The organism is Metabacillus sp. YM-086, assembly GCF_048059995.1.
GTDB lineage: Bacteria > Bacillota > Bacilli > Bacillales > Bacillaceae > Metabacillus > Metabacillus litoralis_B.
The window spans coordinates 48,995-63,133 of record NZ_JBLUOI010000015.1 but is presented as its reverse complement, the minus strand read 5'-3'; the positions used below and the strand labels follow the sequence as shown (position 1 = coordinate 63,133).

Sequence of the window (14,139 nt, the reverse complement as noted above, 5' to 3'; positions counted from 1 at the left end):
TCTCATTCGATTTGGTCAAGATCAACCATGAAAAGTCAATAAAACCTTGCCTTTTACAAATTATTCAGGTTCAACCTCTCTCTTACTTTTCTTGTTTCCTAATTAAATCCTCAATTAATATCCCATTAATCTTAAGCCCTGAAATGTCACAATCGATAATTTCCATATTAGATAAGTTACAATTTTTTATTTGCCCTTTTGCGAGATTACAATGATCGAAGCTTACTGGTTTGTATTCTCCGTTTTCATTAAAATTTGGAGCTCCTTCTTCCGGAAGAACAGCATTACGAAACTCTGTTCCAAATAAGTGAACGTGATCTATAACGGCATGACTAAAATTAGCATGTTTTATTTGTGCCCGAGATAAATTAGTATTGGAGATTTCAACTTGTTCCAAATTAACATCATTTAATAACATACTTTTCATATTTGCATTATTAACCTTTGTTTTTGCCAAGCTTACATTATCTATCTCAAGCTCCTCAGCATTCACTTCTTGCCACCTTGATCCAGATATATTAGCTTTTTGTAAATCTAATTTTTGAACATGTAATGACATAAAAAAAACAACTCCTTTATATTTATTCAGATTAAAGCCAGACCCCTTTTAAATATTCTCTTTTTAACAAAAAATTCCTTTTCGGAACTTAACTAATTCTATAAGAGCCATTTTAAATAATAAAAAAGGTGCCATTCCTTATAATTAGAGGATGACACCTTTTCCATTAAAACAAGTCCATTAACTTCTTCCAAAATCCTTTTTCTTCTTCAGCTTTTTTTGTTTTCTCTTCTTCTTTTTTCTCTTCTTTTTTAATCGTTTCTGTTTTAAAAACAAATTGAACGGAGTTTATTTTTTCATTCTCAGGTGAGACAAAGGATACAGCTTTAAAATCTGATTTATCGTAGTCATCAATCATTTGATCGACTTCTTTTTTCATTTGTTCTGGTAAATCCGCTGTAGATTCATAAAGTTCATTCGTTCCATCATGAAGTCTGCTTAGTCCATTCTCTATTTCATTTGCTCCTTGAGACAAACCTACGACTCCCTTGTGAATTTGTGTATATGAATGAGATAATTCGTTCACTCCTCCAGTATATTTTACTATCCCAGAATGAAATGTTTTGTAATTTGTAGTTAGCTGACTTATTCCAACCTGTAATTGAGAGAATGACTTAGCAAAGTCCATCTCCTCCAAAGAAGTAGTAAGCGCTCCTGACATTGTATCCAACTGATCAGCCATTAGTGTGAGTGATCGGCTAACTTCCTCTATCGTTCCATTTACTGCATCAAAGGCTTGTTTGACAGCTTCGTAAGTACCCTTTGCAGTTCGTGCAGCAAAATAGGTTTCAAGCAATTGATTCAGTACGGTTTGATCTCCGCCACTGTTAAAAAGCTGTGCGGTTTGTTCTTCTGTGATTTCATATTCAGGAATGGCTTCCATCGCTTTGTTTAGAGTGCTGTATGCTGTTGCATAATTTTCTTTTAAAGCATTTAACCCCTCAGAAGTGTTTCTTAAACCCTTTGATATTTCCGAAAGTCCTGCAATCAGCTGTTCCAAATCGCCAACATTCATTTCTTTAGAACCATTAGCAAGAGATGAATTTAGTTTTTGAAGTGCTTGTGAAATGGATTGGGAAGCACCAACTATTTCCGAGGATTTCGAGCTAATCGCTGTCATTCCCCCGCGAAAATTCTCTGATCCATTCGGTAAATCCTTCGTCTTTGTGTTTAATTCTGTAAGTCCAGTTTTTAGATCCGCCATCCCATTATTTATTTTTTTTATGGCGCTAGTCAGCTCAGATAAGTCACCTGTCATATCATCTATATCAGGTGCATCAATTGGCATAGACGATGGAATACCCGTGATGTCAATTCCTTCTAGTTCAAAATTAACAACATCAGCTTCAACAACAAGCTCTTCTTCCTTTTCAGGCATCACAGTAAAGGTTACTTGCTTGTTTTTTCCTGCATTGGCTAACATTCCATCAGGAGCTTCAATGTTGTTGAAGAGATCTGTGTTTAAAGCAAGAGAAATTTGTAATAAATAGTTGTTAAAAAAGACAGAATCTACTTGTTCGTTATAGGACGTAGCTATCTTCATTTGTACATGCCCATTTGCCCCAGCAAGTTCTTTAGGAGAGATTTCTTTTCCGTCTAAGAAATAAGAAATGGAAATATTCCAGGGTAATGGTTCTTCATTCATATTACCTTGATAATAAAATTTACCTTTTGAAGCCGTAAACTTAACAGCATTATCAACTTGATTTATTTCATCTAAATTCGTTAAGTTTTTCAAACTAGTATAGAGACCATAATCAACAATTTCTCCTGCTTTTTCTACGTCTAAAATATTAACAACATATAGTTCTTGTTCCTCACCAATTGCACTTAGTTTTGCATAAACTACTTCATCCTTCGAGGAGATTTCTCCACTTTCTTGGGTAGCAGCTGCCGCTGGAAGTGAAGGTAAAAGTAAACTAATTGCGGCAAAAGTAAACAAAAACTTCTTCATTCTCCTCATCATCAGTCCTCCTCCTTATAAAAGTTAGCTTTCCATGTTGTTTTTGTAATAAGTTTATCGAAGACCAACATACATGCAGGTAAAAAGAGCACGACCATAATAAACGCAAGTAATGCACCTCTTCCTAGCAATAAACCAATCGATGTAACAATTGGGTTTGAAGAGGTAATCCATAAGATAAATCCAACACTGGATAAAATGGAAGCGGAAATTCCAATGGCAAACATTTTTTCATCAATTGTTTTCATAATTGCTTGTAACGCAGTCATTTCTTTTCGATACTCTTTATAGGCATCAGTTAATAAAATTGCATAATCTACTGTTGCCGCGAGCTGTATAATGCTGATTAACAAATAGCCAACGTATACTAATGAAGAATCAGTAAAGTACGGTACTGATAAATTAATCCAAACAGCCGTTTGAATAGTAAGCAATAGTATTAATGGAATTGAAAGTGATTTAAATGTTACAAACAAAACGAAAGCAACCGTAATAATCGTTAAAAGATTTACCAATTGATTATCTTTTTGAACCGTTTTTTTAATATCATACAATGTTACACTTTCTCCAACAGAATAGACTTTATCATAGTATTGATTTGCTGTACTGTGGACTTTTTCAATTAACTGAAATGCCTCTTCTCCTTCGTTCTTCGTATTGGTCTGAACAATCATTCGGCTATAATTTTCAGAATAAAATTGCTCTGTAATGGATTGATCCAAATACTCCGGCGGAATGGCAGCACCAACTGTATTCACATATGCAAGCACACTAGACACATGCTCGATATTCTCTAGCTCTTGTACTAGCTCATCTTCTTTTGTGACATCCCCTTTGGGAACAAGCAAAACGATCGGCGTGCTTTCTCCAAATTGATCTTTTATTTCTTGAAAATCACTTCCAGCTCTTGTTGTCTCCGGTTGCTCTCCAATACCATAGATGAAGTTCGTCTGACTTTGTGCTAGAAAAGCGGGAACAATAACTAGTAAAACTAGAATTAAGCTTGGTATTCTTAGTTTTAGCACAGCATTTCCCTTGTTTTTAAAGCTCGGAAGTAATGGTTTGTGCTGTGTTTTATCGATCCATTTATAAAACAGTAGTGTTAGTGCAGGAAGGAAAACCATCACACTAATAAAGCTTAATAGAATCCCTTTTACTAGATTAATTCCTAAATCCGAACCAATTTCAAAATTCATAAACGATAACGCGATAAAACCAAAAAATGTGGTCGACGCACTAGCGGTAATTGCCGAGAATGATTTTTTCATCGCAAGCTCCATGGCTTCGTGAGGATCTGCGACCTTTTTCCGATAGTCTGCAAAACTATGAAGAAGGAAAATGGCATAATCTAGTGATACGGCTAGCTGTAAAATCGGTGCAACTGATTGAGTAACAAAGGAAACTTCTCCAAGGAAAATGTTTGATCCCATATTAATTAATACAGAAACCCCAATAGCTGTTAAGAATAACAATGGTTCTATCCAGGAATTGGTGGATAAAACTAAAATTAAGATGATAATAGGGACTAGTAATGCACCTGCGTACATGGATTCGGTACCAGCCATTTTTTGTTGTGTGGCTGTATTAAGTGATTCCCCCGCCATCGCATTTTCTTCGCCGATAAGCTTATAAATCTCATCTGTGATTGATACTTCGTCACCTTCACGAATGCTGAATGAAAATAACGCTTTATTTTCTTTATAATAGGTTTCTACCGTTTCTTCATCAGCCATTTCAAGTGGAGATCTTAAGTCAACGGCATCATCTAACCAGGTAACGTCTGATACACCATCAATCGCTGAAAGTTTCTCTTTAAAATCTAATGCTTCTTGTATGGTCACATCATGAATCATGACCCGATTCGTCGGAACACTTCCCTTAAATTCCTGCTCCATTATGTTCATCGCGATTGTGGACTGAGCATCATCCGGTAGGTAATCCTTCATATCGTAATTGACTGAGACTTTTAAGGTAGCTAGTGCACAAATGACTGTAACAATCATAAATGTTATCGCAACAGTTTTTTTATGTTTAATAATCCATGATGCAATGTTTATTGTTTTTCACCCTCTCTTGCGACTTTTTCCTTTACACTCTATCATTATATGGACACGGTGTTGCCTATTCAACAAACAGTTATTTTACATCTGTGATTTTTCCAACATATTCATCAATTGTGTTGGAAAACGATGAAAAAAGGAGAAATCTATGACAACTTCAAAATTAGATCGCCGTAAAAAATATACGCGTATGGTTCTGAAAGAAGGTTTAATCCAACTGTTAAAGGACAAACAGATTTCTTCCATTACTGTTAAAGAAATCTGTGGCGTAGCTGATATAAATCGCTCTACATTTTATGCTCACTATTCCGATCAATTTGACCTTCTTGACAAAATTGAAGAAGAATTGATTGAAGATATGACAGGGTATTTGAGTCAATACAGCTATGAAGAAGACGACCTAAAGATGATTGAAAAATTGTTGGATTACTTCGCTTCGAAGCAAGAAATTTGCAAAATACTTTTGAATGAAAAAGTGGACACAACATTTCAAAAAAAGGTCATGACAGTCGCACATCATTTCTTTATTAAAAACTGGAAAGCCAATAATCAATTTAATGGATATCCATCTGAATATTTAAGGACGTTCATCATTAGTGGAAGTATTTATGTAACCAAAGAATGGTTAAACAGAGGAATGGACAAAACACCCAAAGAAATGGCTGAAATAATTAACAATCTAATCAAAAATGGCCTTTTCGGGACATAGGGACAGGTTCCTTGTCCCATATCAAACAAAAAAAACCTCATCCCATTTTTTTAAAATCCAAATTAAAGCTTTATCCACTATTGTCCAGTTCAAATTATTCGTTTAAGAATAAACTATAGTAATCCTAAGCACCCATGTAAGACCTCTAAAAGACGCTCTCGATAGAGTGTCTTTTTATGTATTTTTCGAAAAAGCTATAAAGCACTACTTAACGTGACCCCCTCCCTCCCCTAAGGCTCGCCAGCGGGCGGTTTTCGTCATTTATCGAAAAATGATGACTACGTCCAAACCAATCATGAAAGTCTTCATATTATAAATTAACCTCAGATAAAGGAGGTGAAAAATATGTCAGGTGGATATGGTTCTGGTGCAGGTTTTGCGCTAATCGTAGTACTATTCATTCTTTTAATTATCGTTGGTGCTGCTTATGTTGGCGGTGGTTACTAATTTAAAAAAGTAATTCAAAATTAAAGCAGGCTACAGCGTAGTCTGCTTTTTGAAAAATAAGGATATTGATCATCACAATTCTTATTTCCACAAAAAAAGCGAACAACCATCTACTGTTGTTCGCTTACCATCCTTATCCCCAGATCTCTCTTGAAACATCAACAATGTATTTTAGCTTCTCCCACTGCTCTTCTTCGGTTAAGATGTTTCCATGATGTGTTGAAGCAAACCCACATTGTGGACTAATGCATAACTGCTCTAATGGTACATATTTTGTTGCTTCTTCTACACGAGCTTTAATATTTTCCTTATCTTCTAATTGTCCATGTTTTGATGTGAAAACCCCAAGAACAACTCTTGGACCATCGTTTGGTATATAATCTAATGGCCCGAAGTCACCAGAGCGATCATCATCATACTCTAAAAAAAATCCGTTCACTTTTTCTTTTGCGAATAATGTTGGTGCAATTTTAGCATAGCTACCTTCAAATGCCCATTTAGAACGGTAGTTACCACGGCAAAGGTGAGTAGTAATCGTTAAATCTTCTGGCTTATCTTCAAGAACGCCATTTACAACACGTAAAGCTAAGTCAATTAATTGTTCACGCGAAAAACCACTATCATTAAACGGAATTTCCGGTGCATTAAGTCCAGCAATATATACATCGTCTAATTGTAAGTAGCGGCAACCAGCATCATAAAATGCTTTAATTGCATCCTTATATGTTTGAATAACATCATTCGTATATTCTTCAATATCTGGATAAAATTCCAGGTTGCGGATCCCTGCATTAAATAATTGATTCGGGCTAGGAATCGTTTGCTTAGCAACCGCACGATCTCCGACAATTTCTTTAAACTCGATAAAGTCCTTAATATGTGGATGGTCAGGGTTAAATGAAATTTTTCCGATAACACGAACATCGTATCTCTCAGTTTCCTCACCTTTGAATGCAAACCCACTTTCAGGAACATATCCCTCTACACCATTTAGATGCTCTAGAAAATCGGTGTGCCAAAATCTACGACGAAACTCTCCATCGGTCACAGCTTGTAAACCAACTTCGATTTGCTTATCAACAATTTTTATAATTTCTTCCGTTTCAATTTCGTGTAGTTGCTGAGACGTTAAATTCCCCTTTTGGAAATCCTTTCTTGCTTGATGAATTCTTTCTGGACGTAATAAACTTCCAACGTGGTCGGCTCTAAAAGGCGCTTTTACTAGTGTTTTTGTCATGTAAATCTCTCTCCTAACTTTGGGTAATTGAAATTAAGGGCTATAGATGTAATCCCTAGTGAAAAAAGGATCAGGTCAGCAAAATGTAATTATAAAATCACCAGGGTAAAAATATGTAGGCTTTGTTTTCACTATAGACTTTACTATACTTTTAAAACAAAAACCCCTCTTCCAAAAGAAAGAGGGGGTTAGTTATTTATAAATATGACCTGATCCTCTTATCTCAAGCATGATTGCTCTGGAATTGGCACAGTACTATAACAGTCCGCTGCCGAGGCTTCAAAGGGCCAGTCCCTCCACCTCTCTTGATAAGAAATTTTTGAAAATATTAAATTGTTTTAATTACTATACAATTAAACTATGAAAGCTGTCAACACTTATAGAGAATTTTACCAATCAAAGGAAAGGTTTCTAGTTAAAATACCGGACAAGTACCTGTGCTTTATCCCCTTTCTTTTATTTTATTTAAGATAATAATAGCGGCTTTTTTAGCTCCTCCTACATTCCGAAAGGTCTCTGAAATTTTTTGTGCATTTTCTGAGTATATTTCATTTTTTATTATGCCATCTACCGCTTTTTCCAAAAAGCTCGGTTTGCTTCTTCTTAGTTTAATCCCAGCTCCAAGTTCTACAACTCGATTTGCTACGACCCTTTGTTCACTATGCAACGGAAATAACACCATTGGAACTCCAAAGTACAAACTTTCATTTACACTATTCATTCCACAATGTGTAATAAATGCATCTGCTTGCTTTAAAACGGAAATTTGATCAACATGGTTTTTCACAATAATATTGTCCGGAAGATTGCCAAGAGAAGCAATCTCTGTTTTTTCACCAACAGACATTAATACTTTGTATGGACCATTCGCAAAAGCACTTATACAATTTTGGTAAAAATGTTTATTGTGATTAAGTACAGTTCCTAATGAAATGTAAATAAGTTTGTTATGATTCACTTCATTCGATGCTGCTGTTTGCCGAATTGAAGGACCAACGAATGTATATTTGTCGGAAAAGGTTTCAGCCATCGGTTGAAATTCTTTTGATGTATACACAATTGTATCTGTGTCATTATCATTTTGAACGATGGAGATAAAACTATTTACTTCATATCCGTGTGAACGGAGCAATTCCATTTTCTTGTTTATTCTCGGCATTCCCGTTATCATACGTACGATTTCTTGTAAACTACGTTTCATTAATTTTGCTGTATGATTATTAAAAGCAAAAGTTGTTGTTGAACAGATATAAGGAATTTCCAATTTCTTTGCAATTAATTTTCCCCAAAAACATAAAGAATCAGAAACAATGCAATCAGGCTGGTATTCTCTTAATTCTTGACACACCTTCTCATCCAAAGCAATTGTTGTATCTACAATCATTTCTATTAAAGCAGCAAAATCTTTTCCCACTTTGCGATTTAATTCTTCTTGGGACATCGGGGGTAAGAATTTATCACATGAAATAAACCGAGCACCAGCGCTTTCTATTTTTTCTTGAAATTCTAAAAATGAATAATACCACACTTCATGACCTTGGCTTACTAACTCTGCTACTACAGGAATTGTTGGGTTTGTATGTCCGTGTGCTGGAATCGAAAAGAAAACAATTTTTCTCATTCTATTTCCTCTTCTGTTACGTCTGCCCTACGAATCATTTCTGCAAATTCCAGAAAAGCATCACTTTTTAAGACGGCAATACCTTTTGTCACATCTTCCCCTAATACAACCAGTTTATCGCCTGATTTTATTTGATACATCTCCCTCGCTTGCTTCGGTATAACAATCTGGCCTCGTTCTCCTACCTTTACAACACCAAAAAATTGTTTCCCCTTTGGAGCAAGTTGTTCAACCTCTTCCTCCTCCAGTTCACCAGATAATTGATCTAAAGTAACTTGAAAGATTTCAGCTAACATTTTACTTTTATAAATATCAGGGAGTGCCTCCTCATTTTCCCACTTTGCTACAGTTTGACGAGAAACATTTAATCTCTCAGCTAATAGTTCCTGACTCATTTTATTCTTTTTACGCAAAATACGAATATTCATACCAATCATACTTTCAACTCCTTATATGAATTACTATATCTATGTCCTATTGGGAAGTCTATCAAGTTTCCTATACATTTCATGTTAAAAATTGTGGCTAAAGGTTTGATTAAAGAAATTAACGATATGATCAACAATAATTGCTCTAAACAGTGATTTGTATAAAAAACAAACTAAGGGACAGTGAACCTGTCCCTTAGTTTGTCCCTTAGTTTGTTAAGTTTTTGTCATTTAGATTGTTTTTCTGTCGAAACACTTTCATTTAAAGACAAATTTTTGCATAATATTCCTTGTGTCTATTTTATTTTCGGAGGATAAGAACGATGGCTAAGGAAACCAAGCAACTGATGATGTGCATTAATGGTCTTAAATCTGATTTATTTCAAATTGCGGAAAATACCGGTCTAGATAGTCGGTATACGTTGGAATGTAGTATTCAATTGGATGAACTAATTAAGCGATATCATCAGGAAAATGAAAAGAACAATACTATTGAATGACTCAAAAATTCATTTAACCAAACCTCAAAGAAGGATATAATCCAACTTACATAAACTTAAAGTCTTATAAAAAAAGAACCACCTGATAGGTAGCTTTAAAGTCTAATAATTTCTTTTTCATACACTAATTCAACTAAATACTTTTCATCGATTTTCATAATTTCAAGTTGTCCATTTTGATAATCATGCAATACTGTGTAAAGACAACCGTTATACATTACTTTATCATTTACAAACATTAGAATTACCTCTCACTTTAAAGATCATTTTCTAACATATGATAACGAATGAATATTAATTAATGACAGTAAACTTATTACAAATCGGTAAATTTAATGTAAATTTCGTATCTGGTTCATTTATTAAGAATATATTTTTGCCAAAAAAAATTGGGACAGTATACTGTCCCTCTAGAACCCACCTTCTCCTCCCCCGCCATTTAGATGATTATATTGATTTCCCAACACTTCGGACTCTACATTATGATTCCCTTTGTTAACATCTGGAGGAACAGCTCCTGTTTTTTTATCAAAATATATAGCTAGTGTAATTACAATGCTTAATGGTATCAAAAAAAGCAACCAAATCACAAAATCTCCCCTTTAGTAGTCGACAAACCCAAAAATAGAGTATTCAGATTATTTTTATTTTACCATATTTTTTCCATTAACTACAGATTTTCTCCTGATTTAACTAGTTTACCTCCCTTAAATAATCAATAAATAACAATTCTATATTGTTTTTAAAATAATAATCTCAAATTGATATTTGTTTAATATCAATTTGAGATATATAATAAAAACAAGAACAAAACAGAAAGCGTTTACAACACTAACAAGACAACGTTTTTTCCATATTTAAGGAGGATTTACCATGAGCCAATTAGCTAGACAATCTAAAGTGAAGGATTTATTAGCGAAGAACAAATTCAATGAAAAAGAAATCGCAGAAATGACAGATCCGCAAATTGAATACTATCACTGGCTCTATTTTGAAGATTCTGTTTACGACTATATGTAATTTACTATATTAATAAAGAAAAAGCTTTTGTACTTTGTACAAAAGCTTTTTTGTTTTTACAATCCCCTTTTAAAGCTCATGAATCCCTAAAATACGGAACAACTTTTTTAAAATTACCAAAAATACGAAACATCGCCAATAATTTGATTATTTCATGCCAGAATTTTGGCCTACTTTCAATTCATATCATGTTAAAACTAGTTAATAAAGCTTATAAATTCATATCTTTTATAAAAAGTCTAAACTTTAGAATCTTGGCACACCTCTTGCATATATGTTTATCGAAAAACAAAGGGAGGGCTTAAATATGAAAACAAGTGTTGACCAACAAGTAACAAATCCAGCTATTCCTACAACAATGAAAGCTGCAGTTGTAAACGTATTCAAACAAAAACTAGAGGTAAAAGAAATTCCAGTCCCAACTCTTGAGTATGGCGAAATATTAGTGAAAATTAAAGCATGTGGAGTTTGTCACACTGACCTTCACGCTGCACACGGTGACTGGCCGGTAAAACCAAAGCTTCCATTAGTACCTGGACATGAAGGTGTTGGAGAGGTCGTAAAGGTGGCAGAAGGTGTCACTTCCATTAAAATTGGAGATATTGTTGGTATTCCTTGGTTATACTCAGCTTGTGGTGAATGTGAATACTGCTTAACTGGGAGAGAAACACTTTGTCATGATCAGTTAAATGCCGGCTATTCAGTTGACGGGGGTTATGCAGAATATTGTAAAGCACCTGCAAACTATGTTGTAAAAGTACCAGATGGTGTTGATCTTGCTGAAATTTCTCCAATTTTCTGTGCTGGGGTTACAACATACAAGGCTTTAAAAGTAAGTGAAGCTAAACCTGGTGACTGGGTAGCGATTTATGGTATCGGCGGTCTTGGACATGTTGCATTGCAATATGCAAAAGCAATGGGCTTCAACGTGATTGCTGTAGATATTCAAGATGACAAGCTTGATTTAGCATCCGAATTAGGAGCAGATTTAACAATTAATGGCTTAAAATGTGATCCTATTCAAGAAATTAAAGATAAAGTAGGTGGAGTTCAAGCAGCTGTTAGTGTTGCGGTAACGAAAAAAGCATTTGAACAAGCTTATGGATCTGTTAAGCGTGGTGGAACTCTAGTCGTTGTTGGTCTTCCAAACGATGAGTTACCAATTCCAATTTTTGATACTGTTCTTAACGGTGTTTCTGTAAAAGGTTCAATTGTTGGAACAAGAAAAGATCTCCAAGAAGCCGTGCAGTTTGCTGCAGATGGAAAAGTAAAAACAAATATTTCAACAGAGCCACTTGATAACATTAATGAGGTATTCGAAAGAATGGAAAAAGGTCAAATTAACGGACGTGTTGTACTAACACTTGAATAGTCGTTAATTAGTATGGACGAGGATAACTTTATTTTTGTCGAGAGTAAAATCGTCATCCCTTTATTAACTTAATTAACCATATAATAAAAAAAACAAAACCATAAAAAAAGCGTTCAATTGACCAAAATTACATGGTACAAATGAATGCTTTTTATCTTTGAATGAAAAGCACAATAAAAGCTCAAGAACCGAGAATTCCTTGAGCAATACTAGTTATGAAAGACACCACCTATAAATCCATCTGTTAGTTCATAGCCAAATATAAATGATCCAATAATATAAGCTACTATGAAGGCAATAATTATTCCAACAAAGTTATTTTCAATTTGCTTTATTTTTTCATTTTTCATGGCTTTCCTCCTGCATTTACCTTTAATAACGATTATTCTTAATATTCCTACTTGAATTTAAGTTATACCGATTACTAAGTAGGTAACGCATTCGGTTGTGCTTTCAGAATAGATTTTAAATTTTTCACCGGATACATGCCATCTACAAAAAATACCCAATAAACCAATAAAATTAAAATTATGATTTATTTCTTCAGAAAATATTTCCCCTTTTCATAGTTCTCCTTCTTCATCTCTTCCGGTAACATGCTTCCCCCTGTTGCCCACACCAAATGAGTTGCATGAGGATACTGAAATTCGGGTTGATGAATTACATGTATTACACCTGGAAATCCTGCTAAAGCTGAAGGTTCTAAATTTATATCCTCTGTGTCAACTAACATAGTAAGCAGTTGAAACAGATGTTTATCTTCAACAGTATAAACCCCACTGATGAGTTCTTCTAAAAGCTTTCCAACAAAACCAGAAGGTCTGCCTACAGCTAATCCGTCAGCTTCTGTGACATTATCAATATCAAAATCTTGGACAGAAACTTTTTCATGTAGTCCAGTTAATAAACCTAAAAGCATTGCTGGAGAATGAGTTGGCTCTGCAAAGAAGCAATGCACAGCATCCTTAAAAATCAATTTTAAGCCGAAAGCAACTCCGCCTGGACCTCCACCCACACCACAAGGTAAATAGACGAATAGCGGTTTTTCTTCATTAACTACTATCCCTAACTCTTCTAATTGCTTTTGTAATCGCAGCGCTGCGACTGCGTATCCTAAAAACAGATCTTTCGAATTCTCATCATCTATAAAATGCATATTCTCATTTGCTTGAGCTTGCCTTCTTCCTTCAGAAACAGCTCTACTATAGTCTGAATTATACTCAATAACAGTAACACCTTTTTCTTTTAATAAGTCTTTTTTCCATTTTTTCGCATCAGCTGACATGTGCACATATACATTGAACCCTAATTTGGCACTTATGATTCCAATACTAAGTCCGAGATTACCTGTCGAACCTACAGCGATTGAATAGTGTGAAAATAATTCTCTAAACGATTTGTTAGTTAAAATGGAGTAATCATCATCATATGATAACATTCCGTTGTCTATAGCAATTCGTTCAGCATATTTTAATACTTCATAAATTCCACCTCTAGCTTTAATGGAACCTGAAATAGGTAACATGTTGTCAGTTTTCAGAAAAACTTCTTGATTTACATGCATCTTATAGTAATTCTCCATCGCCTTTTTCATTTTAGGAATACGAATAGTTAGCGATTCAATCATTCCATTTGCCTCTTTTGTTTCTGGGAAAGCCTTGATAAGATATGGTGCAAATCTTATTAGCCTTTCTTCCGCTTCCTTCACATCATCCAGCGTAATGGAAAGTTTTAATACAGCTTCTTCAAAATTCTTATATTTAGGATTCCTCCAAAATGTTTCCTCTGTTTCAATAATTCTATGTAAATTTGGATCTTCTCTTTTCCATTCTTCTAATGTTTTACCATGAATTAATTTCATTAAAATTACCCTCTTTTTATTTTTTCTTTTTCATTCCTAAATAATAACCAATATAAAAAATAACGATTGAATAACCAATTAACATAAGAATAGGTGTTGGGATGGATAGACTAAAGTTTACAAGTGCAGAGTATGCTTTAAGGATTTGTGGTACCAATTGATCCTTAGTAGATAGATAATATATGTTCACAATGAATAAACAAAGTATAATAAAAAATAAAGCGCGGAAAATTTGTGTTATGTTCGTTTGCTTCTTTGCTTTCGGTCCTGTTTTTTTTGCCGTTTCCATATTCTGCTCCCTTCCCAATTCTTCTTAAGTAATAACATTATATTTAACTTAGATAGTTCCTGCTTTTTAATTT

The 14,139-nt window shown here is 34.4% G+C and carries 16 protein-coding genes and 1 riboswitch; of the genes, 5 read left to right on the top strand and 11 right to left on the bottom strand.

Annotated elements, in window-relative coordinates; translation table 11 throughout:
* Window positions 1–82: 82 nt before the first annotated feature.
* The 3 genes from ACEWK1_RS09240 to ACEWK1_RS09230 form a co-directional block, all read right to left on the bottom strand.
* Window positions 83–559 (bottom strand): pentapeptide repeat-containing protein, encoded by a 477-nt coding sequence (locus ACEWK1_RS09240; protein WP_121662249.1) that lies wholly within the window; start codon window positions 557–559, stop codon window positions 83–85.
* A gap of 166 nt (window positions 560–725) precedes the next feature.
* Window positions 726–2,525: a YhgE/Pip domain-containing protein gene (locus tag ACEWK1_RS09235; RefSeq protein WP_416636026.1), complete on the bottom strand. Its 1,800-nt coding sequence runs from the start codon at window positions 2,523–2,525 to the stop codon at window positions 726–728.
* Window positions 2,525–4,525 carry an efflux RND transporter permease subunit gene (locus tag ACEWK1_RS09230; RefSeq protein WP_416636025.1) on the bottom strand — a complete coding sequence of 667 codons (2,001 nt, stop codon included), beginning with the start codon at window positions 4,523–4,525 and terminating at the stop codon, window positions 2,525–2,527. Before ACEWK1_RS09230 ends, ACEWK1_RS09235 begins: the two co-directional genes overlap by 1 nt.
* 205 nt (window positions 4,526–4,730) lie before the next feature.
* On the opposite strand from ACEWK1_RS09230, the gene ACEWK1_RS09225 reads away from it, so the two are divergent.
* Window positions 4,731–5,291: a TetR/AcrR family transcriptional regulator gene (locus tag ACEWK1_RS09225; RefSeq protein ID WP_416636024.1), complete on the top strand. Its 561-nt coding sequence runs from the start codon at window positions 4,731–4,733 to the stop codon at window positions 5,289–5,291.
* A 345-nt stretch (window positions 5,292–5,636) separates the two neighbouring features.
* A complete protein-coding gene (locus tag ACEWK1_RS09220) occupies window positions 5,637–5,738 on the top strand; it encodes a YjcZ family sporulation protein (RefSeq protein WP_098799660.1) in 102 nt (33 codons plus the stop codon).
* A gap of 133 nt (window positions 5,739–5,871) precedes the next feature.
* Here the strand turns inward: ACEWK1_RS09220 and ACEWK1_RS09215 are convergent, their stop codons facing one another.
* The 3 genes from ACEWK1_RS09215 to ACEWK1_RS09205 all read right to left on the bottom strand — a co-directional run bounded on the left by ACEWK1_RS09215 (window position 5,872) and on the right by ACEWK1_RS09205 (window position 9,033).
* A complete protein-coding gene (locus ACEWK1_RS09215) occupies window positions 5,872–6,975 on the bottom strand; it encodes a 5-methyltetrahydropteroyltriglutamate--homocysteine S-methyltransferase (RefSeq protein ID WP_416636023.1) in 1,104 nt (367 codons plus the stop codon).
* 215 nt (window positions 6,976–7,190) lie between these two features.
* A riboswitch (SAM riboswitch) is annotated at window positions 7,191–7,290 on the bottom strand.
* Window positions 7,291–7,417: 127 nt separating this feature from the next.
* Entirely contained in the window at window positions 7,418–8,596 is a 1,179-nt protein-coding gene (locus ACEWK1_RS09210) for a macrolide family glycosyltransferase (RefSeq protein WP_416636022.1), read from the bottom strand.
* Window positions 8,593–9,033: a helix-turn-helix domain-containing protein gene (locus ACEWK1_RS09205; RefSeq protein WP_251406870.1), complete on the bottom strand. Its 441-nt coding sequence runs from the start codon at window positions 9,031–9,033 to the stop codon at window positions 8,593–8,595. Before ACEWK1_RS09205 ends, ACEWK1_RS09210 begins: the two co-directional genes overlap by 4 nt.
* A gap of 314 nt (window positions 9,034–9,347) precedes the next feature.
* On the opposite strand from ACEWK1_RS09205, the gene ACEWK1_RS09200 reads away from it, so the two are divergent.
* A complete protein-coding gene (locus ACEWK1_RS09200; protein ID WP_121662255.1) occupies window positions 9,348–9,524 on the top strand; it encodes an aspartyl-phosphate phosphatase Spo0E family protein in 177 nt (58 codons plus the stop codon).
* Window positions 9,525–9,619: 95 nt separating this feature from the next.
* Here ACEWK1_RS09200 and ACEWK1_RS09195 read toward each other — a convergent pair whose 3' ends face one another.
* The gene (locus tag ACEWK1_RS09195; RefSeq protein WP_162987376.1) at window positions 9,620–9,763 is read right to left on the bottom strand and encodes a hypothetical protein; all 144 of its coding nucleotides are present in this window, start codon (window positions 9,761–9,763) and stop codon (window positions 9,620–9,622) included.
* Between the two features lie 171 nt (window positions 9,764–9,934).
* The gene (locus tag ACEWK1_RS09190; RefSeq protein ID WP_251406869.1) at window positions 9,935–10,114 is read right to left on the bottom strand and encodes a hypothetical protein; all 180 of its coding nucleotides are present in this window, start codon (window positions 10,112–10,114) and stop codon (window positions 9,935–9,937) included.
* Between the two features lie 283 nt (window positions 10,115–10,397).
* On the opposite strand from ACEWK1_RS09190, the gene ACEWK1_RS09185 reads away from it, so the two are divergent.
* Both ACEWK1_RS09185 and adhP read left to right on the top strand, forming a co-directional pair.
* Entirely contained in the window at window positions 10,398–10,544 is a 147-nt protein-coding gene (locus tag ACEWK1_RS09185; RefSeq protein ID WP_121662257.1) for a BH0509 family protein, read from the top strand.
* A gap of 358 nt (window positions 10,545–10,902) precedes the next feature.
* The gene (gene adhP, locus ACEWK1_RS09180; RefSeq protein WP_416636034.1) at window positions 10,903–11,916 is read left to right on the top strand and encodes an alcohol dehydrogenase AdhP; all 1,014 of its coding nucleotides are present in this window, start codon (window positions 10,903–10,905) and stop codon (window positions 11,914–11,916) included.
* A gap of 209 nt (window positions 11,917–12,125) precedes the next feature.
* Here the strand turns inward: adhP and ACEWK1_RS09175 are convergent, their stop codons facing one another.
* From ACEWK1_RS09175 to ACEWK1_RS09165, 3 genes are all read right to left on the bottom strand, one after another.
* Window positions 12,126–12,266 (bottom strand): hypothetical protein, encoded by a 141-nt coding sequence (locus ACEWK1_RS09175; protein ID WP_212134020.1) that lies wholly within the window; start codon window positions 12,264–12,266, stop codon window positions 12,126–12,128.
* Between the two features lie 185 nt (window positions 12,267–12,451).
* On the bottom strand, window positions 12,452–13,777 hold the full coding sequence (locus ACEWK1_RS09170) for a D-serine ammonia-lyase (RefSeq protein ID WP_162987378.1): 1,326 nt from the start codon (window positions 13,775–13,777) through the stop codon (window positions 12,452–12,454).
* 16 nt (window positions 13,778–13,793) lie between these two features.
* Complete coding sequence (locus ACEWK1_RS09165; RefSeq protein WP_212134022.1) at window positions 13,794–14,066, bottom strand: hypothetical protein; 273 nt, start codon at window positions 14,064–14,066, stop codon at window positions 13,794–13,796.
* Window positions 14,067–14,139: the final 73 nt, after the last annotated feature.

What these genes read in the sequence shown, in the direction of transcription:
- ACEWK1_RS09230 (WP_416636025.1), bottom strand. Translation starts at nt 4,525, where the DNA reads ATGATTGTTACAGTCATTTGTGCACTAGCTACCTTAAAAGTCTCAGTC.
- ACEWK1_RS09170 (WP_162987378.1), bottom strand. Translation starts at nt 13,777, where the DNA reads ATGAAATTAATTCATGGTAAAACATTAGAAGAATGGAAAAGAGAAGAT.
- ACEWK1_RS09165 (WP_212134022.1), bottom strand. Translation starts at nt 14,066, where the DNA reads ATGGAAACGGCAAAAAAAACAGGACCGAAAGCAAAGAAGCAAACGAAC.
- ACEWK1_RS09210 (WP_416636022.1), bottom strand. Translation starts at nt 8,596, where the DNA reads ATGAGAAAAATTGTTTTCTTTTCGATTCCAGCACACGGACATACAAAC.
- ACEWK1_RS09220 (WP_098799660.1), top strand. Translation starts at nt 5,637, where the DNA reads ATGTCAGGTGGATATGGTTCTGGTGCAGGTTTTGCGCTAATCGTAGTA.
- ACEWK1_RS09235 (WP_416636026.1), bottom strand. Translation starts at nt 2,525, where the DNA reads ATGATGAGGAGAATGAAGAAGTTTTTGTTTACTTTTGCCGCAATTAGT.
- ACEWK1_RS09185 (WP_121662257.1), top strand. Translation starts at nt 10,398, where the DNA reads ATGAGCCAATTAGCTAGACAATCTAAAGTGAAGGATTTATTAGCGAAG.
- ACEWK1_RS09200 (WP_121662255.1), top strand. Translation starts at nt 9,348, where the DNA reads ATGGCTAAGGAAACCAAGCAACTGATGATGTGCATTAATGGTCTTAAA.
- ACEWK1_RS09240 (WP_121662249.1), bottom strand. Translation starts at nt 559, where the DNA reads ATGTCATTACATGTTCAAAAATTAGATTTACAAAAAGCTAATATATCT.
- ACEWK1_RS09175 (WP_212134020.1), bottom strand. Translation starts at nt 12,266, where the DNA reads ATGAAAAATGAAAAAATAAAGCAAATTGAAAATAACTTTGTTGGAATA.
- ACEWK1_RS09205 (WP_251406870.1), bottom strand. Translation starts at nt 9,033, where the DNA reads ATGATTGGTATGAATATTCGTATTTTGCGTAAAAAGAATAAAATGAGT.
- ACEWK1_RS09225 (WP_416636024.1), top strand. Translation starts at nt 4,731, where the DNA reads ATGACAACTTCAAAATTAGATCGCCGTAAAAAATATACGCGTATGGTT.
- adhP (WP_416636034.1), top strand. Translation starts at nt 10,903, where the DNA reads ATGAAAGCTGCAGTTGTAAACGTATTCAAACAAAAACTAGAGGTAAAA.
- ACEWK1_RS09195 (WP_162987376.1), bottom strand. Translation starts at nt 9,763, where the DNA reads ATGTTTGTAAATGATAAAGTAATGTATAACGGTTGTCTTTACACAGTA.
- ACEWK1_RS09215 (WP_416636023.1), bottom strand. Translation starts at nt 6,975, where the DNA reads ATGACAAAAACACTAGTAAAAGCGCCTTTTAGAGCCGACCACGTTGGA.